Annotated in this window: 23 protein-coding genes and 1 tRNA gene; 13 read left to right on the plus strand and 11 right to left on the minus strand. The window is 61.8% G+C overall.

All coding sequences use genetic code 11. The features are described from left to right. Positions 1-412 precede the first annotated feature (412 nt). From nudC to FKL89_RS16560, 7 genes are all read left to right on the plus strand, one after another. Complete coding sequence (gene nudC, locus FKL89_RS16530; RefSeq protein WP_156863838.1) at positions 413-1,249, plus strand: NAD(+) diphosphatase; 837 nt, start codon at positions 413-415, stop codon at positions 1,247-1,249. A gap of 181 nt (positions 1,250-1,430) precedes the next feature. Then, a complete protein-coding gene (locus FKL89_RS16535; protein ID WP_156863839.1) occupies positions 1,431-2,555 on the plus strand; it encodes a nuclear transport factor 2 family protein in 1,125 nt (374 codons plus the stop codon). A 148-nt stretch (positions 2,556-2,703) separates the two neighbouring features. Then, a complete protein-coding gene (locus FKL89_RS16540; RefSeq protein ID WP_162527557.1) occupies positions 2,704-3,870 on the plus strand; it encodes a L,D-transpeptidase family protein in 1,167 nt (388 codons plus the stop codon). Between the two features lie 46 nt (positions 3,871-3,916). Then, positions 3,917-4,507 carry a peptidylprolyl isomerase gene (locus FKL89_RS16545; RefSeq protein ID WP_156863841.1) on the plus strand — a complete coding sequence of 197 codons (591 nt, stop codon included), beginning with the start codon at positions 3,917-3,919 and terminating at the stop codon, positions 4,505-4,507. A 7-nt stretch (positions 4,508-4,514) separates the two neighbouring features. Then, positions 4,515-5,024 carry a peptidylprolyl isomerase gene (locus tag FKL89_RS16550; RefSeq protein WP_156863842.1) on the plus strand — a complete coding sequence of 170 codons (510 nt, stop codon included), beginning with the start codon at positions 4,515-4,517 and terminating at the stop codon, positions 5,022-5,024. 100 nt (positions 5,025-5,124) lie between these two features. Then, positions 5,125-5,868, plus strand: a complete 744-nt coding sequence (locus FKL89_RS16555) for a UDP-2,3-diacylglucosamine diphosphatase (RefSeq protein ID WP_156863843.1) — start codon at positions 5,125-5,127, stop codon at positions 5,866-5,868. A gap of 13 nt (positions 5,869-5,881) precedes the next feature. Beyond that, positions 5,882-5,957: transfer RNA gene (locus FKL89_RS16560), tRNA-Ala, on the plus strand. Between the two features lie 101 nt (positions 5,958-6,058). Here the strand turns inward: FKL89_RS16560 and FKL89_RS16565 are convergent. Both FKL89_RS16565 and asd read right to left on the minus strand, forming a co-directional pair. After that, positions 6,059-7,054, minus strand: coding sequence for a catalase family protein (locus FKL89_RS16565; RefSeq protein WP_238363399.1), 996 nt, complete (start codon positions 7,052-7,054; stop codon positions 6,059-6,061). Between the two features lie 26 nt (positions 7,055-7,080). Beyond that, entirely contained in the window at positions 7,081-7,923 is an 843-nt protein-coding gene (gene asd, locus FKL89_RS16570; protein ID WP_156863844.1) for an archaetidylserine decarboxylase, read from the minus strand. A gap of 124 nt (positions 7,924-8,047) precedes the next feature. Between asd and FKL89_RS16575 the strand changes: the two genes are divergently transcribed. The 6 genes from FKL89_RS16575 to FKL89_RS16600 all read left to right on the plus strand — a co-directional run bounded on the left by FKL89_RS16575 (position 8,048) and on the right by FKL89_RS16600 (position 13,029). Beyond that, positions 8,048-8,683, plus strand: coding sequence for an FABP family protein (locus FKL89_RS16575; RefSeq protein ID WP_156863845.1), 636 nt, complete (start codon positions 8,048-8,050; stop codon positions 8,681-8,683). Positions 8,684-8,700: 17 nt separating this feature from the next. Beyond that, positions 8,701-8,985, plus strand: a complete 285-nt coding sequence (locus FKL89_RS16580) for a hypothetical protein (RefSeq protein WP_156863846.1) — start codon at positions 8,701-8,703, stop codon at positions 8,983-8,985. 155 nt (positions 8,986-9,140) lie between these two features. Beyond that, entirely contained in the window at positions 9,141-9,398 is a 258-nt protein-coding gene (locus FKL89_RS16585; protein ID WP_156863847.1) for a hypothetical protein, read from the plus strand. A 134-nt stretch (positions 9,399-9,532) separates the two neighbouring features. Next, complete coding sequence (locus FKL89_RS16590; protein WP_156863848.1) at positions 9,533-9,736, plus strand: hypothetical protein; 204 nt, start codon at positions 9,533-9,535, stop codon at positions 9,734-9,736. Positions 9,737-10,277: 541 nt separating this feature from the next. Next, complete coding sequence (locus tag FKL89_RS16595; RefSeq protein WP_156863849.1) at positions 10,278-11,084, plus strand: GNAT family N-acetyltransferase; 807 nt, start codon at positions 10,278-10,280, stop codon at positions 11,082-11,084. 253 nt (positions 11,085-11,337) lie between these two features. Beyond that, positions 11,338-13,029, plus strand: a complete 1,692-nt coding sequence (locus FKL89_RS16600) for a Na/Pi cotransporter family protein (protein WP_156863850.1) — start codon at positions 11,338-11,340, stop codon at positions 13,027-13,029. A gap of 159 nt (positions 13,030-13,188) precedes the next feature. Here the strand turns inward: FKL89_RS16600 and FKL89_RS16605 are convergent, their stop codons facing one another. From FKL89_RS16605 to FKL89_RS16645, 9 genes are all read right to left on the minus strand, one after another. Next, complete coding sequence (locus tag FKL89_RS16605; RefSeq protein ID WP_156863851.1) at positions 13,189-13,833, minus strand: VTT domain-containing protein; 645 nt, start codon at positions 13,831-13,833, stop codon at positions 13,189-13,191. A gap of 55 nt (positions 13,834-13,888) precedes the next feature. Then, entirely contained in the window at positions 13,889-14,875 is a 987-nt protein-coding gene (gene secF / locus FKL89_RS16610) for a protein translocase subunit SecF (protein WP_156863852.1), read from the minus strand. Positions 14,876-14,898: 23 nt separating this feature from the next. Then, positions 14,899-16,833: a protein translocase subunit SecD gene (gene secD / locus FKL89_RS16615; protein ID WP_156863853.1), complete on the minus strand. Its 1,935-nt coding sequence runs from the start codon at positions 16,831-16,833 to the stop codon at positions 14,899-14,901. A gap of 113 nt (positions 16,834-16,946) precedes the next feature. Further along, positions 16,947-17,267, minus strand: coding sequence for a preprotein translocase subunit YajC (gene yajC / locus FKL89_RS16620; RefSeq protein WP_156863854.1), 321 nt, complete (start codon positions 17,265-17,267; stop codon positions 16,947-16,949). A gap of 211 nt (positions 17,268-17,478) precedes the next feature. After that, positions 17,479-18,861, minus strand: coding sequence for an MmgE/PrpD family protein (locus FKL89_RS16625; protein WP_156863855.1), 1,383 nt, complete (start codon positions 18,859-18,861; stop codon positions 17,479-17,481). Positions 18,862-19,037: 176 nt separating this feature from the next. Then, on the minus strand, positions 19,038-20,012 hold the full coding sequence (locus tag FKL89_RS16630) for a Bug family tripartite tricarboxylate transporter substrate binding protein (RefSeq protein WP_156863856.1): 975 nt from the start codon (positions 20,010-20,012) through the stop codon (positions 19,038-19,040). A 113-nt stretch (positions 20,013-20,125) separates the two neighbouring features. After that, the gene (tgt, locus tag FKL89_RS16635) at positions 20,126-21,238 is read right to left on the minus strand and encodes a tRNA guanosine(34) transglycosylase Tgt (protein ID WP_156863857.1); all 1,113 of its coding nucleotides are present in this window, start codon (positions 21,236-21,238) and stop codon (positions 20,126-20,128) included. Between the two features lie 73 nt (positions 21,239-21,311). Next, positions 21,312-22,391, minus strand: a complete 1,080-nt coding sequence (queA, locus tag FKL89_RS16640; RefSeq protein WP_156863858.1) for a tRNA preQ1(34) S-adenosylmethionine ribosyltransferase-isomerase QueA — start codon at positions 22,389-22,391, stop codon at positions 21,312-21,314. An 83-nt stretch (positions 22,392-22,474) separates the two neighbouring features. Then, positions 22,475-23,398, minus strand: a complete 924-nt coding sequence (locus FKL89_RS16645; protein ID WP_156863859.1) for a hypothetical protein — start codon at positions 23,396-23,398, stop codon at positions 22,475-22,477. Positions 23,399-23,545: the final 147 nt, after the last annotated feature.

Below are 23,545 nucleotides of genomic sequence, written 5' to 3' on the forward strand. Positions count from 1 at the left end.
TTAGTTATGACGACATCATAAAATAATGATTGCGTCACAACGTGACTATCCTGGTCACAAATATGACATTGGCAACTTTTTCGCATTATCCTTACGTACATTGGGTTCAACGGCTATTTCAATAAAAGTCGACTTTTTGCTGAATACACAACATAGGCCAATGCAAATGGACGTTTCAACGAAAAGCTGTGAATTGACCTGCCATCGCTAAAAAGTGACGAAGCCAGTCACATTGACCTTTTGCTGCGGGGACCGCGCCTTCCAATATTCTGAACTTGGGCTCGACGCACAGCTTTCGTCTCTTCCCGGTCAGTTGGCTTTGCAGCCTTCTGGCAGGCAATCAGTCCTTGACTTGCCGAAGAGCGACTTCCCGGCGAGTCACCGCCACAGCCAACGCCAGTCTGCCAACTCCATGCTGATCACCCCTGCTGATTTCACACTGACCAGCGCAACGACATACGCATCCACACTTGGCCCGCCCGGTCAGGAGGGCGTCCTGGCTTTCGTCTTCCGCGGCGGTGACCTGCTGGTCAACCAGGCGGCTGACGCGCCCGTGTCGTCCGACGTCATCGGCGCCGACTCCGAAGGCCTGATCGTCGGCCACTGGCAGGGACGTCTTGTGGTGGCCTACGCCGTCGAACGCGACCACCCCGCGCCTCCAGGCACCGCATGGGCGGGCCTGCGCAGTTTGTTCGGCAGCATGCCGGACGCTCTGGTTGCACTGGCCGGCCGCGCTACCCAACTGCTGGAATGGGACCGCACGCACCGCTTCTGCGGCGCCTGCGCCACACCGACGATTCGCGATGCCTCCGAGCGCGCGCGGCGCTGCCCGTCCTGTCACCATACGGCGTATCCGCGTATTTCGCCCGCCATGATGTGCCTGATTACCCGCGGCCGCGAAATCCTGCTGGCCCGCAACGTCAATTTTCCGGCCGGGCGCTACAGCGCTCTGGCCGGCTTTCTGGAGGCAGGAGAAAGCATTGAGGATGCGATTCATCGCGAAGTTGAGGAAGAAGTCGGACTCAAAGTCACCAACCTCCGCTATTTCGCCTCGCAATCGTGGCCGTTCCCGCATTCCCTGATGATCGCGTTTACGGCCGAATTTGCGGGCGGGGAGCTGCGGCCCAACGGCCACGAAATCGCCGAGGCAGACTGGTTCCGGCACGACGCCCTGCCGCAGCTACCACCCCGTATTTCGATCGCCCGCGCATTGATCGACGACACCGTCCGCAAAATGGCCGAATGTTGATGAATCTGCTGATCTGGCACCGAAGTACCCGATGAAGGCGACCTTGGTGAACCAATTCGGCGCAGCACGCTCCTAACCCAGTCCCGGCAGACAAACACCACGCGCGCCGCGCGCCAAGGCACAATCGCTGCTTTGGATGACCGTAATAAAATTCAAAGTTCACTCTGGGGAAAACCGTTTCATGTTCCTGCACCGTATTCGCGACCTGCACCGTAGCCGACATCACGCCGTTGCGATCGGGGTCGCGCTTGCCTTGCATTGCCTGGTGCCTGTCGCAAACGCGCAGCCAGCCGCCAATCCGGAGTTGCAGGAAATCAACCGTGTGCTCAAAGCCGGGCAGGCGCAGCAGGCGCTCGACCGCGTCAACACCTACCTCACCGGGCGCCCCAAAGATGCGGTTGGCCGGTTTATCCGCGGCCTCGCGCAGGCGGAGCTTGGCAAGACCAACGATGCCATCATGACCTTCCAGTCGTTGACGGAGGACTACCCGGAACTACCGGAGCCGTACAACAATCTGGCGGTACTCTATAGCTCCAAGGGCCAGTTCGAGAAGGCACGCGTTGCGCTCGAACTCGCCATTCAGACTCACCCCAGCTACTCGACAGCCCATGAGAACCTAGGCGACATTTACGCCAAGCTGGCCAGCCAGGCCTATGACCGGGCGTTGCAACTGGACAAGGGAAACGGCACCGTCGCAACCAAGCTCAATCTGGTGCGCGATTTATTCTCGACCAATCCAAAGGCAAACACTGCACCACGCGCGGTTGCCACCGTTGCCGCGCTGCCGTCAACGACACCGCCGCCAGCAGTCATTGCCAACGGCGTGGCTGCTGCGGCCAAATCGCCGCCCGCCGCCGTAGCGGCAGCGCCAGTGCCACCGCCGGCTGCGCCGACCCCTGCACCGGTCGCTGCAGCTACCAAGGTTGCGCCGGCACCAGCAGCGCCTGCTGCTGCGGCAGCCCCAGACAACAATGCCGAAATTCTGGCTGTGGTGAACAAGTGGGCCAAAGACTGGGCGTCACGCAATCCGGACGGCTACCTCGCCGCCTACTCCCCGAGTTTCAAACCGGAGGACGGCAGCACGCGTGCGGCCTGGAGTGCCGCCCGACGCGAACGCATCACCACACCGCGCAAGATCAAGGTTGAGCTGCTTGGCACCACCGTCGAGGCAGTTTCTGCCAACGAGGCGCGGGTGACGTTCCGTCAAGCCTATTCGTCCGACACCTTGCAGACCCGCTCGCGCAAGACGCTGACGCTCGCCAGGGAGGGCTCACGCTGGCTCATCACGCGAGAGCGCGTGGGTTGACCATCCGGTGCAGATGCGTTTCCCATCTTCCATCCGGCGCCCACGCGGCCTCAGTGCGCTTCCCTCAGCGAGCCGCTCGTTGCAGTTGCGCCCGATCCGCCGCCGGGCCGCTGGCGCTTCGAAGTGGCCCTTGATGTTGCGGTCGACGTTGAAGACCACCTTGGTCGGTGCGTTGTTGCTGGTGCCGCCAGGGGTGATGGGCGGCGCCGGATTGGGCTATAGCGATGCCGAAACGCTGTTGCTGAAGGCATTGCGCGAAATTCGTTTCGCCCAGCTCGATCATGCGCGGCAGACGATTGCGCAATTGCTGGATCGCTACCCGAATTTCCGCCTTGCACATCTGGTGCAGGGCGATCTCTGGCTCGCCAAGGCACGGCCACTGCAAAGCGTCGGCAATACGCAGCAGCCGGTAGATCAGCTGCAAGGGCTGCGCGCTGAAGCGGCAGCTCGTGTGCGGCGTGAGGTGGATTCGGTACGTGCCGATCAGGTGCCCACCAATTTCTGGCGGCTGCCGCCGACACAGCAGTTCGCGCTCGCCGTCGATGTCGAGAAGTCACGCCTCTACGTGCTGGAGAACCAGGCCGGGCGTCTGGTTCGTGTCGCCGATTTCTATGCCACGGTCGGCAAGGCGGGTGGTGGCAAGGCGCGTGAAGGCGATCAGCGCACTCCCTTGGGAGCGTACATCCTGCAGGGTTCAATCGCCCGCGAGAAACTGACCGACTTCTATGGTGCCGGCGCTTTTCCGCTGGACTACCCGAACGTATGGGACAAGCGCCAGGGGCGCAACGGCTACGGCATCTGGTTGCACGGTGTTCCGGCCGATACCTACGCCCGTGCACCGCGCGCCAGCGACGGTTGCGTGGTGGTATCCAACCCCGACCTCAAGCTCATTGAGCGCTTTGTCACGCCGGGCCGTACGCCGTTCGTGATCGCCACCTCGATTGACTGGGTTGATCCAGATACCGCGGGCAAAAATGCGCAGGGGCTGCTCACCGCCGTCGAACGCTGGCGCAGCGACTGGCAGGCCCTCGACACGCCCCGCTACCTGCAGCATTACGCCAGCAACTTCACCAGCGATACGCAACGTCTGGCGGAATGGCGCGAGCAGAAAGCAGCCGTCAATGCCGCCAAGACTTGGGCAAAGATCGAACTGGCCAATCTTTCCGCCGTGCAATATCCGGGCGAGAAGGACCTTGCCATCGTCACCTTTGACCAGAACTACCAGAGCAGCAATCTGAGCGGGCAGACTCGCAAGCGCCAGCTCTGGCAGCGCATTGACGGTCGCTGGCAGATCATTTACGAGGGCTCGGCCTGAGCCCGCGACGCCCCATCCCTTCAGTCACTTCACTTACTGAGTCATCATGAAAAAACTGCTTCAACTGGCGGCCGCAGGCTTCGCCGCACTCACCCTGCTTTCACCAGCTGCGCATGCGCAGGACAAACCGCGCGTCGAAATGAAAACAAGCCAGGGCAGCATGGTCATTGAGCTGGACCCGGCGGCGGCCCCCAAAACGGTTGCCAACTTCCTCGAGTACGTGAAGTCGCACCAGTACGACGGCCTGATCTTTCACCGCGTCATCAAGGGCTTCATGATTCAGGGCGGTGGTCACGCTGCCGACATGAGCGAGAAAGCCACCCGCGCCCCAATCCAGAACGAAGCGGAAATGGCACTCAAGGCCGGCTTGAAGAACGACCGTGGCACCATCGCCATGGCACGCAAGGGCGACCCGCATTCCGCCACCGCGCAGTTCTTCATCAATCACGGCAATAACGACATGCTCAACTTCCCGAGCCGTGATGGCTGGGGCTATGTCGCCTTCGGTCGCGTCGTGAGCGGCCTGGACGTACTCGACAAGATCGCGGAGTTGCCGACGTCGCCGAAGGGCATGCATCAAAACGTGCCGCAAACCACGGTCACTATCGAAAAAGTTACCCTGCTAGGAAAGAAATAGGCTCCTCATGGCACAGGTCAAATTCACCACCAATCACGGCGAATTCACCCTCGACATCGACGAGGCGAACGCCCCCAACACAGCAGCCAACTTCCTGCAGTACGTCCGCGACGGCCACTACGACAACACCATCTTTCACCGCGTGATCGACGGCTTCATGATCCAGGGCGGCGGCTTCGAACCGGGCATGAAGCAGAAGGCCGGTCGCGCGCCGATCGAGCATGAAGGTCAGGTCACCAGCATGGCAGGTCTGAAGAACAGCAAATACACGGTTGCCATGGCGCGCACCAACGATCCGCATTCTGGCTCGTCGCAGTTCTTCATCAACGTCGCCGACAATGCATTCCTTGATTTCAAGGCGCCGTCCGGCAATTCCTGGGGCTACACGGTGTTCGGCAAGGTTGCGTCGGGCACAGATGTCGTGGACAAGATCAAGGATGTTCGGACCGGTAATGCCGGCTTCCATCAGAACGTGCCGGTTGATGACGTTCTGGTGAGTAAGGCCACCATCGTCTGATCGGCCGACAGTCCGGTGCACTTCGCGCGCACTGAATCGTCCCTCACCCGCGCGCAGTCGGTAACGATTGCCGCTTACCCTCGGGGAGAATAGGCGATTCATGCGCGCGATTTTCATTTCCGACCTTCATCTCGGCGAACAGGACGCCATCACCGAAGCACGCTTTGACGTTTTCATGCGCGATGTCGCGCCGAAGGCCAATCGGCTTTATGTGCTCGGTGACCTGCTCCATGTGTGGCTGGGTGACGCCTTGCTCGCCCGCGACGCCTACGCGCGGAGCATCTGCGCCCGATTTGCCGAGCTGGTCTCGCGCGGCACTAAAGTCTTCATCGCGCGTGGCAACCGCGATTTCATGATCGCGGCTGCATTCGCCAAGGCTTGCGGCGCAGAGTTGCTTCCGTCCGAGACCATCGTCACGCTGGGCCGACACCGCGCACTGCTGCTGCACGGCGACGAGCTGTGTACAGACGATGTTGCCTACCAGCGCGCCCGACGCGTACTGCGCTCAGCTGCGTTTCGTGTCTTTGGCAACAGTCTGCCAGTGGTCCTCCGCGCCGCCATCGCTCGGCGTCTACGTCGCGCGAGCGAGGCACACAAGGCCGGCACCGCGTTGAACATCATGGACGCCAATGTAGACGCTATCGCAAAAGTCATGGCGCGCCACGGTGTCGACTGCCTGATTCACGGCCACACCCACCGACCTGCGCATCACGTGCTTTCCGGCGCCGGCGAGCGCTGGGTGCTGTCCGATTGGCAGCAGGACTACGGTTACCTGGCGTGGGAAGAAGGCCACTTCGCGGTTCACCCCTGGCCAGCAAGCACCGTGCAACCGGCCTCGCTATAATCAGATCCACGTTGGGGGGGTAGCTCAGCTGGGAGAGCGTCGCGTTCGCAATGCGAAGGTCGGGAGTTCGATCCTCCTCCTCTCCACCAACTCATCTTGAAGGCCAGTCCGCGTGACTGGCCTTTTGTTTTTTGGGTGTCGAGCTGCCGCAAGTGTGCGACAACGGTCATTGCAACCGGTCGCTACGCCACTACGCCGCACCGCGCCCTTTCTGACTAACGAAATAAACCACTTTGCGAGCCCGCTGCACATCGCCCAGCGGGCGGTGCTCGGCGAGTGCCTGCCACGGGTCAAACACCGAGGCTTCTGCTTTTTCGGACAGTTCCCGTCCCTGTGTCGATGTGGTGTCCTGCTGTGGCAGTGTGAGACGGACGACCGTGGTGTAAGGGCTGGTCCAGTTGATCGACGCATCCTCGATCGGCGTCAGTCTTTCGCTGACGTAGGGCTGCAGTTGCATGTCCCAGTGCAGTGCCTGCTGCCGCAGACGGGCGCTGAAATCGCCGCCCCAGTCCTTGTTGGCACCGGGCGTCGCCTTGCCGTTGCTGTCGGCCGGCACCAGGCGCACCCGTACCGCATAAGGCCCACAGGCCATCGGCACGTTGCTGAACAGCGCTTCCGTCGCGAAACCGCCAAAGGGCCTGCTGACGGTCTTGAGCATTTGCGCAATGCGGGCAGGTCCGCCAAACAGGCCATAGCGCTTGATCAGGAATTTCAGGAGCGCACCATTTCCATTGGCGGCAGCGACCACAAAATCGACAAATTCGTCGCTCCGTGCAAACGCGAATTTCTCCTGATTGATCAGCGTGAAATCCTGACTTTTCGCCGGCCCGTTGCCCAGCGCAGAGTCGCCATGCACACCGAAAACGCGGAGCGCAAATCCGCGAATATCGGGCACAGCATCCCGCGCGCGATCCATGCCACCATTCGAAAGCCGTACCCAGACCTCATGCACTCCGGGCGATGCAAACAGGCCGTGGCGGGCGAATTCCGGCAGATCGGGTAATACCTCGAGTGTGCCCTGTGCGGCAGTCAGTTGCTTGCGATGCAGCGCGCGGCCATTGCCGTACTTGGCTGATTTGCGCGCCTGAATCGCCGCGAATTGTTCACCGTAACGCGCGAATCGCTCAGCCTCGTCAGCGGCAATCTGCTCCTTCCAGTGAGTGCTGGGTTGCATCGTGTCAGCCATGCGTGTTCCCCTCAAAAGTGTTTGGCTCAGCTTGCCCGCAGACCCATCGCCTCGCCCATGCGAATCGCCGCAGCGGGTTGCCAGGCCTTGTTGAAGTTGATGGCGCCCGCTGGCCATAGCATCACCACGGTGGAGCCCAGCAGAAAGCGGCCCATTTCGCCGCCCCGTTCTAGCGCAACGGCGCCGTTGCCCGCCTGCGGATAGTCCCAGCGTCTCACCTCCGGCAGGCGTGGTGGGTTGACCACCCCGTGCCACACGGTTGCCATGCTGCCAACGATGGTCGCCCCAACCAGCACCAGTACAAACGGGCCGTGTGCCGTGTCGAACACGCACACCACGCGCTCGTTGCGCGCGAACAGCCCCGGCACCGAGCGCGCCGTTGCCGGGTTGACCGAAAACAGGTCGCCAGGCACGTAGATCATCTGCCGCAACGTGCCGTCGCAGGGCATATGGATACGGTGATAGTCCTTCGGGCTCAAGTAGAGCGTGGCGAAGGCGCCATCCTGAAAGCGCGCCGCCAGCGCCGCATCGCCACCGACCAGTGCCTGCGTGCTGTAGCTGTGGCCTTTCGCCTGAAAGATCTGGTCGCCCGCAATCGGGCCGAACTGGCTGATCGCGCCGTCAACCGGACAAAGAAAATCGGCCTCAGCGAAAGGACGTGCGCCATCGCGCAGCGGCCGGGTAAAGAACTCGTTGAAGGTCGGGTATGCAGCAGGGTCGGGGTTCGCCGCCTCGTCCATATTCACGCCGTAGCGGCGCACAAAGCGCTTGATCGCCAGCGTTGTCAGTGCACCACCACGCCAGCCGGCAAAAGAGCCTGCCATCTGTGTGAGCGCGCGCTTGGGCAGAAAGTGTTGAAGTGTTGGCATGGCGAACGCGTATCTGGCGGAACAGTCTGGTTTGCGTATTGTCTGCGATCCGGACGCCGTTCCCGGCTCTTTGGGCATTCAATGGCGCGCTAGCATTTCAGGGTTTCTGTTCCAGAGTCTTCCCATGAGCGAGTATCCGAAAGACATCTTCACCGAACAAGCCGACATCGACGACGACACACTGGCGCATCTGGGCCCGCTCACCGGCCTGGCCGGCATCTGGCAGGGCACTCGCGGCCTGGACGTCAAACCCGAGGCAGATGGTCCGGCCAAGCAGGCGTACATCGAGCGCATCGAATTGCAGCCGATCGACCCGCAATCAAACGGACCGCAACTCTTCTACGGCTTGCTTTATCACGTGCACATCACCAAGCCGGATGATGTGGAGACCTATCACAGCCAGGTTGGCTACTGGCTGTGGGAGCCGGCCACCGGCATGATCATGCACTCGTTAACGATCCCGCGCGGCCAGACGGCGCTGGCCATCGGGCACGCCAAAGCGAAGGATCGCGAATTCGAGCTGGTCGCCAAACGTGGCTCCACCGAGAACGGCATCTGCTCGAACCCGTTCCTTGAGCACGCATTCCGCACCGACGAATTCCGCATCCGCGTAAGGATCAACGACAATGGCACCTGGACCTACGAGCAGGACACCATTCTCAAGATCCACGGGCAGGACGAGCTGTTCCATCACAAGGATCGCAACACGCTCAGCAAAATCGGCGAACCTACCCCCAATCCGCTGGCACGCGAAAAGTAGGCGACTACAATTGCGGTATGGCCCGCGAACGTATTCACCCAGAAGGCACCGACGCCACCTATCGCGTACAGGAGTCGCTCAAGGCGCTGGTACAACAAGGCGGGGCGCGCAAGACATTCCGCCTCAAGCCGGACGCCAACAAGGCTTTGCAGCAACTGGTCAAACTGCTGCAGGTGAATACCGAAACCGAGGCGGTGGAGACCGCGATCATGGCCTTGCGCGATGAGCTGAAGGCAAGCAAAGCACCGGCGGTTGCAAAAAAGCAACGTGTCAATGCGGTCTCCTTGCGACTCGTCAAATAACCGTTGACGACACAATCGTAGTCATACACAATTCACTCATTCTGTGGTTTCGACTTCAAGTCAAAAAGGACGCGAAGTCGAGCCGCCGACAGTGCGCAGGCACGGCAAGGCGAAGACGACAAAGTAGTTTTTGGCTTGAAGTCGAAATTAACCCATTGATGATCGCCGACAGGCAGCAAACACAGGAACCCGAAAGCAGAACCATGATTACCAAGGCCTACTTCACCACCACCAGCAAGCCGCATGCGGCTCGTGCTGGCGCGTGCGCGGCCGCTTGGGGCATGGCAATGAAACGTGGCCTGCGTCGCGTCGGCAATCAACCGCGTCTGTATTCGTTTGGCTCCGGTATGGGCAGCAATACAGAGCCACTGATGACTCGAATGTTTGTGAAAGGAGCGCCAGGACTGGCGTAACAGCAGCAAACAGGTTTCACCCGAAAACCCCGAGTCGTCGCAAGACCTCGGGGTTTTTTGTTTTTGGGTCCGAGCCTTGCAATTCTGTTCCCGGCAGTCCTTCTTCCACCACAGCACACATTCAGGAGTTCATCATGGTCCTTGTTGATTTCACCCTTGCCGAACGATGGCGAGTATTCGGCGAGCTCTCGTTCGCGCCGGTACCCCGCGACGCGAGGCGCCAGACTCCGGCCGCTACCGTGCCGGCAGTTGCGGCGCGGGTAGCGCCAGGTATCGACCCGGCCGAGGCTCCCGCCCGTCGGCAGGCAGAGGCGGCATTGATGCAGCGTCTGCTCTAGTCCTCGTCGGGACGCGTTGCCAGCGCACAGATAGTGCGCGGCATCGCGGCCCGATCAAGCGGTTACCCGTGCAATCGTGAGCACGGATAACGCCGGTCGCAACCGGCACCCAGTTTTGATGTGCGCCGCATTGGCGACGCATGATGTTTTTCAGGAAGACACGGCAAATACCGTGTCACGCAACCGAGCATCCCGTGCGTCAATCAAGAGCACATGCGAGTACGGGATGCAAAGCTCGGCTGACGGAATGGCGCAGTTCCCCCTCCTCCCCGAAGGTAGCGCCGGACCCGATAAGTTGCGTGCGCTAGAGGTGCGGCTAGTGCGCGAGGTGCAAGTCCTCACCTGAAGCCCCTGTTTCGCAGACGCGTGCATGAAGGCCAGCCAACAGCACGCGGCATCGCCGGACGCGGCGGTGTCGAGATCCGGAGAACGGCCTTGACGGACACGGTGAACCCGCCGTGGTGGTGCAAGGTACGCGTCTGCGAAACTACCTCTTTTGCTGCTTCTCCAGTCGCCGGCCCGGCGTCACCAAGCTCGCTCTATGTCCACGTCAAATCGTCCCGCATTCGATCTCCGCCGTCTCGAAGAAGTCTCGCAGAACGCGTCACGACCGGATCGCGGCCTGATGGTTGATGGCTGGAGTGTTGGCTTGTCGCAAGGGGTGGCGAAGCGATCTCGCTGCATCAACGCGTTCTATCGTTCGCAGCGCCCGTTTGCACAAAACCTCGTCGATGCGAAGGCTGCCTATGCGGCAGCTCGCCTGCCCTGCGTATTCCGGATGACGCCGTTTATCGACGATCAGTCGCTCGATTCGCGTCTGGATTCGCTCGGCTATGTTCGTTTCGATCCGGCCATTGTCATGGCGCTCGACCTTGATCATCTGCATCGCGAGCACGTTTCGGTGGCGTCTTCGCAAACCACCGTCGTGACCGAAAGCAATATGGCGCTGGCGGCTGAACGCGTCGCCGCGCTCCGTGGCGACAGCGCGGAAGAAACGACAGGACTGGCCGCACGGTGGCAACTGGCTGCGGCCGAGGTAGCACCGGGCTTCGTGCTGACCGCCGGAGCGGGCGTCAACGCGGAACCCGACTGCGTTGCCAGCTCCGTCACCATTCGCGAAGGCGATCACGTTGGCGTCTTCGATGTGGTGACGGCTGCAGACTGGCGGGGGCGTGGGCTGGCCTCGGTGTTGATTGCGACCCAACTCGCGGACGCGCGCGCGCGGGGGGCACAGGTCGCCTATCTGCATGTGCGCGCCGACAATCCGGCGCGGCGCATCTACGAACGCTTCGGCTTCGTGGCAGTCTATGAGTATTGGTACCGGGCCTTGCCCGGCGATGCCCGCTAGCCTCGGCTGCCGCCTTGTAACCGCGCGCCAAATCAGTCGACGAACAGGCCTGCCGGCCATCAAGTACATCTGCAGGCATTCGTCGCAATCGCGCAACGCGTAGTTGGTTGTAGTACGCAAATCGGCACTTACCAACCCGCCAAGCCGCACCGGCGCGTATCATCGCAAGATGTTCCTAGCATTTTTTTGTGTCCGTTTGATGACAGTTGATGCGTGCGCGGCGGCGACGCCCTGGCGGACCGGGGCCCGATAGATGCTCACGCTGTTAAACATCCTCGCCGGCATCGCGCTCCTCGTGTGGGGCACCTACCTCGTGCGCACCAGCGTGCTGCGGGTATACGGCGCCGAGTTGCGCCGCTTCCTGTCGGTGAATGTAGGCAACCGCTTCCTCGCCCTGCTGGCCGGCCTTGGCGTGACCGGGCTGCTACAGAGCTCAACGGCGACGGCGTTGCTGACCACCTCATTCGCCGGCAGTGGCCTGATCGCCACCGCGCCGGCGCTTGCCATCATGCTCGGCGCGGATATCGGCACGGCGCTGGCAGCGGTGTTCCTCTCACGCGATCTCACCTGGTTGTCACCACTGCTGATCTTCGTCGGCGTGATCGTCTTCCTGTCCAAGCAGCGTAGCAATGCCGAGCATCTCGGCCGCGTCGCCATCGGGCTTGGCCTGATGATGCTGGCGCTGCAGCTGATCGTCGCTGCGGCACGGCCGCTCACGCAGACGGCCGGCGTCAAGGCCATCTTCACCACGATCTCTGGCGACCCGCTGCTCGATCTCGTGATCGCCGCTGCAGTCACCGTGCTGGCGTATTCCAGTCTGGCAGTTGTGCTGCTGGTCGCCACGCTGACGGCGTCGCAGGTGATCGGTCTCGACACCGCGCTGCCGCTGGTGCTCGGCGCCAATATCGGCAGCGGTCTGCTGGCGGTGCTGATGACGCTGAAATCGGCTGCCGAGGTACGCCGGGTGCCAATGGGCAATCTGTTCTTCAAACTCGGCGGCGCCTTGCTGGCGATCCCGTTCATTCGGCTGATCGCCAATTACGCCGGGGACTCGGGATTCCCGGATGCGCAGGTGGTGATTGCCTTTCACCTTGTCTTCAACATCGTGCTGGGCGCCATCTGCATCGGGCTGACCGAACGTACAGCGGCGCTGGTGGAACGGCTGATCCCGGCGGCACCGACGGCGCAGGACGAGTCGCGCGCGCGCCATCTCGACCCGCACGCGCTGCCCACGCCGTCGCTGGCGCTGACCTGTGCCGCCCGCGAGGCGTTGCGTATTGGGGACTTTGTGGAGCAGATGCTCGCCGCGCTCGGCAGGCTGATGCAGGACAACCATCGTTCCTCCGCCGACGAAATCCGCCGCCTTGATGATGTGGTTGACTCGCTCTACAAGCAGGTGAAGTTCTACCTGACGCAGGTAAGCCGCACGCCGATGGGCGAGCGCGAGAGCCGCAAGTGGACCGACATCATCTCGTTCACCATCAATCTTGAGCAGGTCGGCGACATCATCGAGAAGAGCGCCAACGATGTGGTGTCGAAGAACATCGAGCGCAACCGCAATTTCTCGGACGCCGGACGGCAGGAGCTTTGCGACCTGCACGCCCGGCTAGTGGCCAATCTGCGGCTGGCGATGAACGTGTTCATCAACAACGACGTCAACGACGCCGAGAAACTGCTCGCCGAGAAGGTGAAGTTCCGTGAGCTGGAGCTGGTCAACTATGACAAGCATCTGGTACGGCTGGCCGATCACACCGTGCAGAGCATCGAAACCAGCTCGCTGCACCTTGATCTGATGCGCGACCTGAAGCGCATCAATTCACACTTCTGCTCGGTTGCCTATCCGATTTTGGAGGCGGCGGGCGCCCTGTCGGAAAGCCGTCTGCGAGCCGTTGAGCACGAGCGCGGTGACGTCACCATCACTGGCGGCGGGCGGCAGCGCGTCTAGGGCCGTTACACCGGCAAGGCAGCTTTTCGGCCGGACCCGCATCGGCGCTTGGCTTCTGGCGGTAAAACGGCGATTGTCGATTTTTCGCGTTTTGATGGTGCGAGCCCAGATCAGCCGGGCTTCTTCGTCTAAAGTTGCCAGCCGGCAACCGCTAGCGATTCAGGACGCCCGCCTGCTGCGGCGGTGCTCCTGCCAGACCTTGACCACGATCGGTAGCACCGAAATCGCGACGATACCGATCACGATCACGGACAGGTTGTTGCGCACCCAGGAGATATTACCGAACAGGTAACCAGCGTAGGTCAAGGAGGAAATCCACGCCACGCCGCCGATCACGTTGTAGACAAAAAACGTGCGGTAGGGCATCTGCGCTACGCCCGCGAGGAACGGCACAAACGTACGCACGATGGGCACGAAGCGACCCATCACAATCGAAAACGGGCCGTACTTTTCGTAAAAGGCCTGCGTCTGCAGCAGATATTCCTGCTTGAAGACGCGCGAATCCTTGCGTTCAAATGCCTTCATACCGAGCCGACTGCCGACGAAATAGTTCACCGCGTCGCCGAGGATCGCAGCGGCGCACAGGATCGCAACGAACAGATGCACATTGAGCCCGGCAAGCGCGGTGATCGCGCCCGCGATGAACAGCAGCGAATCCCCCGGCAGCAGCGGCATGACCACCAGGCCGGTCTCGGCGAAGATGATCAGCGTGACCACGCCGAAGAACAGCAGCGGCGATGCCTGCGCCAGCGCCGCAAGGTGATCGTCGAGCGAGGAGAAGAAAGACAGCAGTTCAGCGATCATGAAATGGCCGCGCAGGCGCAACAGCCTTGAGCTGCCACGCCAACACGTCGTTGCCTCACGGCAGGATCTTCTCGGCTTCCAGCGCGTCCTTCGGCTTCGCCTCGGGTTTGACCAGATTCTCGCGCGAGGTGCCGAGCCAGCGCACCAGCGGCGCCATCACCAGCACTGACGAGTAGATACCGAAGCAGATACCGATGGTCAACGCCAGCGCGAAATAGTGCAGCGTCTCGCCACCGAAGAACAGCATCGCCAGCACCATGATCTGCGTCGAGCCGTGGGTGATGATGGTGCGGCTGATGGTGCTGGTGATCGCGTTGTCAATCACGTGATCAACGCTGGCCTTGCGCATCTTGCGGAAGTTTTCGCGCACCCGGTCTGCAATAACCACCGACTCGTTCACCGAGTAACCCAGGATCGCCAGCACACCGGCCAGCACTGGCAGGTTGAATTCCCAGCCGAAAATGGCGAACAGGCCGAGAATGATGATGATGTCGTGCAGGTTGGCGATGATGGCCGATACTGCGAAGCGCCATTCGAAGCGGATCGCCAGATACATCATGATGCCGGCAATCACCAGCACCAGCGCCAGCGCACCGCTTTCGAACAACTCCTTGCCCACCTGTGGGCCGACGAATTCAACCCGCTTGAGCTCAATCTTCTCGGCGCCGTCACCACACGCGGTTTTGGTGTCGGAGACCGGCCGCGCGCCGCACACTGCCTTGAACAGGTTCTCGCTCATCTGAGCGTTGGTGATGCCCTGCACCAGTGGCAGGCGCACCAGCACATCTTGCGGCGTGCCGAAGTTCTGCACTACCGCCTCACCGGTTTTCAGGCCTTCGATCGCCGCGCGCGCCTGCGCCATGTCCGCCGGTTTGGCGTAACGCAGCTCGGCCACGGTGCCGCCGGTGAAATCAATACCGTAGTGCAGGCCCTTGGTGAAAAGCGCGCCGACGGCGATGAGGAAGGTGATCAGCGAAATTGCGTTGAAGTACAACGCATATTTCATGAATGGCAGATCGCCCTTGATGCGGAAAAATTCCATGACTGTCTCCTGTTTTTCCGCGCTTACTTGCTGTCCGCCGCAACCACGTCGGTCGCAGCATCAGGGGGGCTGGTGACCACCGAGTCCGGGCGCCAGACTGTACCGATGGAAATTTTCTCCAGCTTCTTCTTGGTGCCATAAACCAGATTGACGATCCCGCGCGAGAAGAACACGGCGGAGAACATCGAGGTCAGGATGCCGAGGCAATGCACCACCGCGAAGCCCTTGACCGGACCGGAGCCGAACATGAACAGCGCGAGGCCGGCGATCAGCGTGGTGATGTTGGAGTCAAGAATCGTGGCCCAGGCATGGTCGAAGCCAGCCGAGATTGCCTCCTGCGGTTTGAGGCCGCGACGCAGCTCCTCGCGGATGCGTTCGTTGATCAGCACGTTGGCGTCAATCGCCATACCAAGTGTCAGCGCGATAGCGGCGATACCCGGCAAGGTCAGGGTTGCCTGCAGCATCGAGAGAATCGCGATCAGCAGCAGCAGGTTGACCGACAGCGCCAGCGTCGAGATCAGGCCCATCACCATGTAGTACACGCAGATGAATGCAGCCAGGGCGACAAAGCCCCACATCACCGAATTGAAACCTCGCTCGATGTTCTCGGCACCGAGGCTCGGGCCGACCGAGCGTTCCTCAATGATTTCCATCGGCGCTGCAATCGAGCCGGAACGAATCAAGAGCGCAATGTCGCTGGTCTCGCGCGTGGTCATGCGGCCGCTGATCTGGAAGTTGCTGCCCAGTTCGCCCTGGATGATCGGCGCCGTGATCACTTCCGGCTTGCCCTTTTCGATCAGCACGATCGCCATGCGGTTGCCGATATTTTGGCCCGTGACATCGCGAAGCACCCGCGCGCCCTGACCATCAGTGCTGACGCGAACGATCGGCTGGTTGCTCTGGCCGTCAAATGCCGGCTCGGCACCGTTGATGCGCTCGCCAGTAATCACGTACTGCTTCTTGACCAGAATCTGGCCGCCGTCGCGGTCGTTCATCAGCTCGGTGCCATAGGGAACATTGCCGTTCTGTGCGGCCTGCAGCGCAGCGCTGTTCTTGCTGTTGTCAGCCTCGACCATGCGCAGCTCGAGTGTGCCGGTGCGGCCGATCACGTCTTTCAGGCGGGCCGGGTCAGAGGCGCCCGGCACCTGAATGACGATGCGGTCAGCCCCTTGCCGCTGGATGATCGGCTCGGTCAGGCCCAGCGCGTTGATGCGGTTGCCCAGCACCTTCTGGTTCTGCTCGATGGCGGAGTCGGCCAGCTTCTTCTTGGCCTCTTCCTTGAGGGTGATGACGAGACGCAGGTCCTGCGCGGCGCCGTCTTCCTTGATCAGCAGATCCTTGTTGGAATCGCTGATTTCACGGGATGCCTTTTCACGCTGCGCCGGATCGCTGAACTTGACGGCGATGGTCTCGCCGCTCTTGTCGACGCCACCGTACTGGATCTTCTTCTCGCGCATCAGGCTGCGGATATCCGACGCGTTGCGGTCGGCGGCGCGGTCGAGCGCGCCCTTCATATCCACCTGCATCAGGAAGTGCACACCGCCGCGCAGATCAAGGCCCAGCGCCATCGGTTTGGCGTTCAGGTTCTGCATCCAGTGCGGGGTGGTCGATTCGCTGGTCAGCGCGATGATGTAGTTGCCGGTACCGTCGGCGACGCCATTGTTCAGGTCTTTCAGCAGCAGCTCTTTGGCCTTCACCTGGCTGTCGCTGTCCCCTTTGGCAAAACGAACATGCACGCCATTGGCCGGATCGAGCTCGGATGAGGCAATGGCGACACCGGCAGTCTTGAGCGTCTTTTCAACCCGCTCAAGCAGTGCGGCGTCGAGGCGCACTGCGGTCTTGTTGGTGGAAACCTGAACCGCCGGCACTTGCGGAAAGATGTTGGGAACGGTGTAGAAGAACCCGATCACAACCGCGACGATCATGATGAGGTATTTCCACAGGGGATAGCGATTCATGGGCTGATCCTGGGGCTAGGGCGAAGTGTTGGGTGTACGTTGGGACGCCGGCTGACATCCCAACCCCTGCAGACGGCGGCAGCGGCGCAAGCGCGCGGGCTGCCAGCGCAGGGTCAGATCTGTTTGATGGAGCCTTTGGGCAGAAGTGCCGTGACCGCGTTGCGCTGGAAGCTGATCTCGGTAGTGCCGTTCACCTGCAGGGTGACGTAGTTTTCGTCAAGCTTGACCACTTTACCCACCACGCCGCCGGCGGTGACGACTTCGTCGCCCTTCTGCAGCGCTTCCATCATCGCCTTTTGTTCCTTGGCGCGCTTCTGCTGCGGACGGATGAGCAGGAAATAAAAGACAACGAAGATACCGATCATCGGCAGCAGCGAGAGAAATTCGTTACCGGCTGTGCCGCCGGCTGCCTGCGCGTAAGCAGTGCCAATCATGGGGAAACCCTCGATAAATCAAAAAGTTAACTGCATATTGTAGCCGTCGCAGACAAGCTTTCTGATCGCCTTGATGCAGGCGTCTTTTCTTTGCAACCCTGATTCAACAAGGGCTCCAGCTTCATTTCTTTTTAAGTCGACTATTCATTAAAAGCGCGCTTTAGCCCCGTTCAAACAAGCTTCTTGGAGAAAAGCTGCTACCGCACTCGCGCTACGCGGGAACGGACCGCTGCGCCAGCGCCCGCAGATTCGCCGACTTGCCCACTGACCATGCCTGCGCCATCAGCTCATGAACGGCAGCCGCACCCAGTACCGGCTCGGCCAGCGCTGTGAATTTGCGCTCCAGGTCGGCGTCGCTCAACGGCCGCTGCAGCGAGCCAATTGCGTGTTCAACATGCACTTCGCGGCGCTCGCCGTTTCGCAGCACAGCGGTGGCGCGGACTTCCGCCTCGTCAATCGCCGGGTCCACCGTCGCCACCACCTTGCGCCGTGCAGCAACGACGTCGGCGCGAGTCACCACCTCATCAGCAAACTCCGCCTCGCCTGCCCGCCCGAACAGCAAACCGGCCGCGCAGCCGTGGTAGACGCTGAACTTGGCTTCCAGGCCGTCCTTCGGTTCCTTCTTGCCGGTCAGCTCAAGCACCAGCGAATGCACGGCAATTTCAATGCGCTCGACGTCGTCGGCCTGTACGCCCGCCGCCCGCAGTTGCGCGCAGGCATCAATCGCCGGATGAATCACGATGCCGCAGGCGAACGGCTTGTAGGTGTTGAACGAGATTTCGAAGCGCGAACCCAATTCATCCGTGACTTCGTTCCAATCGCACTTGGTCGACGCCACCTGCATCAGGCCGCGTGGCGCCTCCAGCGCGCGCTTGCTGGCCGTAAAGCCTTCGCGTGCGAGCAAGGCAGCGAGCAGCCCGGCACGGGCGGCCGCGCCGGGGTGAAACGGCTTGGTCATGGTGCCAAACTGTTCACGCAGCCCGACCGGGGTTGACGCCGCGATGCCCAGCGCCATCTGCGTGCGGTCAGCGTCGAGCCCCAGCATGCGCGCACAACCCGCCGCCGCGCCAAGCATGCCGGTGGAGCCGGTGATGTGCCAGCCACGGTCGTAGTGATCGGGATACATCGCATTGCCGACGCGGCAGGCGACATCGATGCCGAGCACCAGCGAATCAATCAGTGCACGGCCCGAAGCCCCTGTCACCTCGGCCAGCGCCAGCAGGGCGGATGCCACCGGGCCCGCCGGGTGGATGATGGTCTTCAGGTGGGTGTCGTCAAAATCAAAGGTGTGCGAAGTGATGCCGTTCACCAGCGCGGCGCCCGCCATGTCGAGCCGTTCCTTGCGGCCGAGCACCGTCGCCTGCGGTGCCGGCTGCATAACGGCAAGCGCACGTAGCGCGGCATCTGCCGCCTCGTGTTTGGCCGCGCCGATGCCGCAGCCCAGCCAGTTGAAAAAGGTGCGGTGCGCTTCGTGATCGACTGCGGCACTCCAGCCGCCCGCAGCGCCGGACGGATGATTCGCGACGAACTCCGCCAGCGTGCGAGTGACGGGAGGCGGATTGTGGTCGGCGTGGACTTGAGTATTGCGGGCCATGATTTTTTTGGCTGTAGGTAGATGACATGCACTTGCCACTCCCTCTCCCCTTGTGGGAGAGGGTCCGGGGAGAGGGGGTACGTGCAATGGAGAGCCGCGTCAGTTGTTTCCGCGACCATCCCCCTCTCCCCCAACCCTCCCCCACCAAGGGGGAAGGAGCAAACCGGAGGAACTGGTTAAGTGCCTATTTCAATATTGCGCTCACGCACCAGCTTGGTCCAGCGCGCAACCTCAGCCGCAATGAATGCCGAAAACTCGGCGCTGCTCATCGGCATCGGCTCCAGTGCCTCGCCCGACAGTCGCTCGCGCAGCTCCGGCAACGCGATAGCGCGGTTGATCTCTTCGTTGAGCCTGCTTACCACGGCGAGCGGCATTTTGGCCGGTCCGACAATGCCATACCACTGCACTGCCGTGAATCCGGAAAAGCCCAATTCCTCAAAGGTGGGCACCTCAGGCAAGACTGCGTGACGCTTGTTGCCGGTGACCGCGAGCGGACGCAGTTTGCCGCTCTTGATGTGTTGCAACGCTGCCGCGAGCCCAGGCATCATGAATTGCGTCTGCCCGCCCAGCACGTCGGTGATCGCAGGTGCGATGCCGCGATACGGCGCGTGTGTCGCCTGAATGTCCACGGCCAGCTTGAACTGCTCCACCAGCAGGTGCGTCAGCGAACCTTGCCCGGCACTGCCGAAGCTCAGTGGCGACCTCTTCGCCAGCGCCACCAGCTCCTTCACTGACGCCGCAGGCACACCACTGCCCACCACCAACACGTTCGGCGTACCGGCCACCATCGCAATGGCAGTGAAATCCTTCACCGCATCGTAGGGGATATTGCGCATCGCCGGGTTGGTGCCGTGGGTGGCAACGTAGCCGAGCATCAGCGTATAGCCGTCGGCGGGCGCCCGCATGGTCGCTTGCGCCGCGATCACGCCACCGCCGCCGCTCATGTTGTCGACGATGAAGGGTTGACCGAGCGCCTTCTGCAACCGCTCGGCGACCGTACGCGCGACCAGATCAACGCCACCGCCCGGCGCAACCGGCGCGATGATCTTCACGGTGCGGCTGGGGTAAGGGGCTGTCTGGGCATGGCCTGCGCCGGCAATGGCCGCGACAGCCGCAGCCAGCGTCGCGCGCGAAAAACTTCTACGGTCCATCGCTTACCCTCACAAATCGATGATCGCCGGCGGATTGTGGGAGCGGCTCCGCCGCGCCCCGCCGGGGCGGTTCAAATCTGGTCGCGGCACCACCACTCACGGCATGGCAGCGCTCAATCCGTCCCGCGCGCCCGATCACGATGGAATTGCTCGCGCCATGCCACGTAGCGCTGCTGCTCAATCGCCTCGCGCATTTCTTTCGTGAGCCGCAGGTAGTAGTGCAGGTTGTGGATCGTGTTGAGCATCGCGCCGAGGATTTCGCCGGTCTTGTTCAGATGATGCAGGTAGGCGCGGCTGAAGTTGCGGCAGGTGTAGCAGCTGCAGGATTCGTCGAGCGGCCGCCGGTCGTCGCGGAACTTGGCGTTCTTCAACTTGATGTCACCAAAGCGCGTGAACAGCCAGCCATTGCGGGCGTTGCGTGTGGGCATCACGCAGTCGAACATGTCGAGCCCGCGCTCTACCGCGTAGACGAGGTCTTCCGGCGTGCCGACGCCCATCAGGTAGTGCGGCTTGTGGGTCGGCAATTTCGGCCCGATGAAATCGAGGATGCGATGCATGTCCTCCTTCGATTCGCCGACCGACAGACCGCCGACGGCGATGCCGTCGAAGCCGATGTCGTTGAGGCCCGCAAGCGAATCGGCACGCAGCTGCTCAAACAGCGCGCCCTGCACAATCCCGAACAGCGCATTCGGGTTGTCAAGTTTGTTGAACTCATCCTTGGACCGCTGTGCCCAGCGCCGGCTCATCAGCATCGACGCCTGCGCCTGCTCATAGGTCGCGTCCGCCGGCGTGCATTCGTCGAGCTGCATCACGATGTCGGAATTCAGCGAGCGCTGGATCTGCATCGACACTTCCGGCGACAAAAACAGCCGATCGCCATTGATCGGCGAGGCAAAGTGCACGCCCTCCTCGGTGATCTTGCGCAGCTCGCCGAGTGACCACACCTGAAAGCCACCCGAGTCGGTGAGGATCGGGCCACGCCAGCCCATGAAGTCGTGCAGCCCCTTGAACTGGTCGACGATGGTCGTGCCTGGCCGCAGCCACAGATGAAAGGTGTTGCCGAGGATGATCTGGGCACCGATGTCGGTCAGATGCTGCGGCGTCATCGCTTTCACCGTGCCGTAAGTGCCGACCGGCATGAAGATCGGCGTTTCGACCACGCCGTGGTTAAGATGCAGGCGACCGCGACGGGCGTGACCGTCGGTGGCGAGGAGTTCAAATTTCATGGCAGACCTTGTGGGAGCGGCTCCGCCGCGATCTCAGTGAAACAGTGGGCATTCGAGTCACGGTAGAGCCCCTCTACAGGGAAGAGCGGGCGAGCAGCATGGCATCGCCATAACTGAAGAACCGGTATCGCTGCGCAATCGCATGGGCATATAGCGCCCGAATGTGCTCATAGCCCGAAAACGCGGAGACAAGCATGAGCAAGGTTGATTTCGGCAGATGGAAATTGGTCAGCAAGAGGTCGACGACCTGAAACTGATAGCCCGGCGTAATGAAGATATCGGTCTCACCCTCATGCGCACGCAGCTCCCCGCAGGCGCGCACCGCTCCCTCCAGCGTGCGCACGCTGGTGGTGCCTACGGCGACGACGCGACCATTGCGCGCCCGGCAGGCATTGATCGCGTCCACCGTCTGCTGTGACAGCACATAGCGCTCGCGGTGCATGCGGTGCTCGACGATGTTCTCGCTCTTGACCGGCAGGAAGGTACCCGCGCCAACATGCAGCGTGACATGCGTCATTGCAATATCGCGCTCGCGGCAGGCGGCCAGCGTGGCTTCATCAAAGTGCAGCCCCGCCGTTGGCGCGGCGACGGCGCCCTCGCTTCTCGCATAGACCGTCTGATAACGCTCGGTGTCGCCCTCACCTGCTGCGCGCTGCATGTAGGGTGGCAGTGGCAGTTCGCCGGCCTCGCGCATCAAGGTTTCAAAGTTGGCGTTGCCATCGAGCAGTTGCACAACAAAAAACCGGTCGTCGCGGCCCGTCACTTCAGCGGGCACTGGCGAGTCTGCACGACCGACAATGGTCAAGCGCGTGCCTGGCTTCGGCGCGTGACTGGCGCGCAGTTGCGTCAGCGCGAGCGTCGGCGAAAGCAGGCGTTCGACCAGGATCTCGACCGCGCCACCACTCGCCTTCGCAGCACGCAGCCGCGCATTGAGCACCCGCGTGTCGTTGAACACCAGCAGATCGCCCGGCGCGAGCAACGAGGGCAAATCACGAAAACTGCGATCAATGGGCGCGTCGCCACGACCATCGAGCAGACGGCTGGCCGAGCGTTCGGGCAGCGGAAACTGCGCAATCAGCTCGGGCGGCAGCGCGTAATCAAAATCTGAAAGGGAGAAGTGCCGTGACTCCGGCGGTAACGTAGGTGGGGGCACTTGACAGGCGCTCCATGATCGAAGCGCCTGATTTTATGGGTGACGGCCGACTGACGCGCCCACCATCACGTCGGCGGCACAGATTACTTCTTCGCCGGCTCGGTGCTGACGGTCTTGACTGGCCCCACCTGAACGGTGCCGGTATCGGCCTTTTCGTTGACGGCTTTCAGCGCCGATGTCTCGACAAAGCGCTGCATGTGCGATGCCAGTTGCTCCGGGGTGAACTGCGCGGCAACGTCCAGTGCGGTCGATTCCTTGTCGACGATCTTGCGGAAGTCGTAGCGCGATTCGCTCTTGATGACCTTGAGCGTTTTGGCGTCGAGCGTCGTCACCTGCACATAGAAGTACGGTGCCACAAAGCGACGCGAACGCACCTGTTCACGCGCGGTGTCTTCCACCACATCATCGACAAAATCGCCGCTCTTGTCCATCTCTTCACCGAGCGGCTGCACGTAAACACCGATGCCGGTCAGCTTGCCGCCGATGCCCTGGCGCCCGCTCATCAGCCACTTCGGCACCACCACGATGATCTGGTCCCAGTCCTTGCGGGCAGGATTGGCTTCCAGCACGCCCAGCACATGCTTCATGGTGAGTGCCTCACGGTCCTGCGGCAGCGCCGCCTGGATCTCGGGCACCCCCTTCACCGCCAGCAGCACGCGCTCGGCGCCTGGGTAGTCGAGCTCGACCGCGCGATCCAGACCGCGCAGCACGGCGTAGTTCAACGAGTGATCCGGCACCTTGAGGGTCTGCCGCGTATGGTTGTCAATGAAGTTGGAGCCGACCGATTCCTTCTGCCGCACATATTGAAACTGGTCGCCAACTGCGGCCACCAGGGCGAAGACGCGGGGCGCCGTCGCCGGGGTGGTCACCGGTGCAGCTGCTGTCGCAGTCGCAGGCGGCGCTGCGACTGTCTGCGCCACAGTGATGCCGGGCAACGAGATTGCGGCGGCCGCGAGCAGAGCGCTGGACAGTATTCGGGCGACGAAAGGCGAGCGGTGTTTCGACATGAAGGATTCTCCTGACTGCACGTTCGAGCATGGAACGTGGCGATAGTTTCCCCATCCATCATCAACGCATCAGCAGACGTGCGACGAAATGCCCGAATTGGGGCGCGAGTCACCGCGGAGCCAGTGTCGCCAGAAGCAGGACACTTG

The organism is Casimicrobium huifangae (assembly GCF_009746125.1).
GTDB lineage: Bacteria > Pseudomonadota > Gammaproteobacteria > Burkholderiales > Casimicrobiaceae > Casimicrobium > Casimicrobium huifangae.

What these genes read in the sequence shown, in the direction of transcription:
- tgt (WP_156863857.1), bottom strand. Translation starts at nt 21,238, where the DNA reads ATGAAATTTGAACTCCTCGCCACCGACGGTCACGCCCGTCGCGGTCGC.
- asd (WP_156863844.1), bottom strand. Translation starts at nt 7,923, where the DNA reads ATGCCAACACTTCAACACTTTCTGCCCAAGCGCGCGCTCACACAGATG.
- secD (WP_156863853.1), bottom strand. Translation starts at nt 16,833, where the DNA reads ATGAATCGCTATCCCCTGTGGAAATACCTCATCATGATCGTCGCGGTT.
- FKL89_RS16555 (WP_156863843.1), top strand. Translation starts at nt 5,125, where the DNA reads ATGCGCGCGATTTTCATTTCCGACCTTCATCTCGGCGAACAGGACGCC.
- FKL89_RS16600 (WP_156863850.1), top strand. Translation starts at nt 11,338, where the DNA reads ATGCTCACGCTGTTAAACATCCTCGCCGGCATCGCGCTCCTCGTGTGG.
- FKL89_RS16545 (WP_156863841.1), top strand. Translation starts at nt 3,917, where the DNA reads ATGAAAAAACTGCTTCAACTGGCGGCCGCAGGCTTCGCCGCACTCACC.
- FKL89_RS16595 (WP_156863849.1), top strand. Translation starts at nt 10,278, where the DNA reads ATGTCCACGTCAAATCGTCCCGCATTCGATCTCCGCCGTCTCGAAGAA.
- FKL89_RS16625 (WP_156863855.1), bottom strand. Translation starts at nt 18,861, where the DNA reads ATGGCCCGCAATACTCAAGTCCACGCCGACCACAATCCGCCTCCCGTC.
- secF (WP_156863852.1), bottom strand. Translation starts at nt 14,875, where the DNA reads ATGGAATTTTTCCGCATCAAGGGCGATCTGCCATTCATGAAATATGCG.
- FKL89_RS16630 (WP_156863856.1), bottom strand. Translation starts at nt 20,012, where the DNA reads ATGGACCGTAGAAGTTTTTCGCGCGCGACGCTGGCTGCGGCTGTCGCG.
- FKL89_RS16575 (WP_156863845.1), top strand. Translation starts at nt 8,048, where the DNA reads ATGAGCGAGTATCCGAAAGACATCTTCACCGAACAAGCCGACATCGAC.
- FKL89_RS16580 (WP_156863846.1), top strand. Translation starts at nt 8,701, where the DNA reads ATGGCCCGCGAACGTATTCACCCAGAAGGCACCGACGCCACCTATCGC.
- FKL89_RS16550 (WP_156863842.1), top strand. Translation starts at nt 4,515, where the DNA reads ATGGCACAGGTCAAATTCACCACCAATCACGGCGAATTCACCCTCGAC.
- FKL89_RS16565 (WP_238363399.1), bottom strand. Translation starts at nt 7,054, where the DNA reads ATGGCTGACACGATGCAACCCAGCACTCACTGGAAGGAGCAGATTGCC.
- yajC (WP_156863854.1), bottom strand. Translation starts at nt 17,267, where the DNA reads ATGATTGGCACTGCTTACGCGCAGGCAGCCGGCGGCACAGCCGGTAAC.
- FKL89_RS16590 (WP_156863848.1), top strand. Translation starts at nt 9,533, where the DNA reads ATGGTCCTTGTTGATTTCACCCTTGCCGAACGATGGCGAGTATTCGGC.
- FKL89_RS16645 (WP_156863859.1), bottom strand. Translation starts at nt 23,398, where the DNA reads ATGTCGAAACACCGCTCGCCTTTCGTCGCCCGAATACTGTCCAGCGCT.
- nudC (WP_156863838.1), top strand. Translation starts at nt 413, where the DNA reads ATGCTGATCACCCCTGCTGATTTCACACTGACCAGCGCAACGACATAC.
- FKL89_RS16535 (WP_156863839.1), top strand. Translation starts at nt 1,431, where the DNA reads ATGTTCCTGCACCGTATTCGCGACCTGCACCGTAGCCGACATCACGCC.
- FKL89_RS16605 (WP_156863851.1), bottom strand. Translation starts at nt 13,833, where the DNA reads ATGATCGCTGAACTGCTGTCTTTCTTCTCCTCGCTCGACGATCACCTT.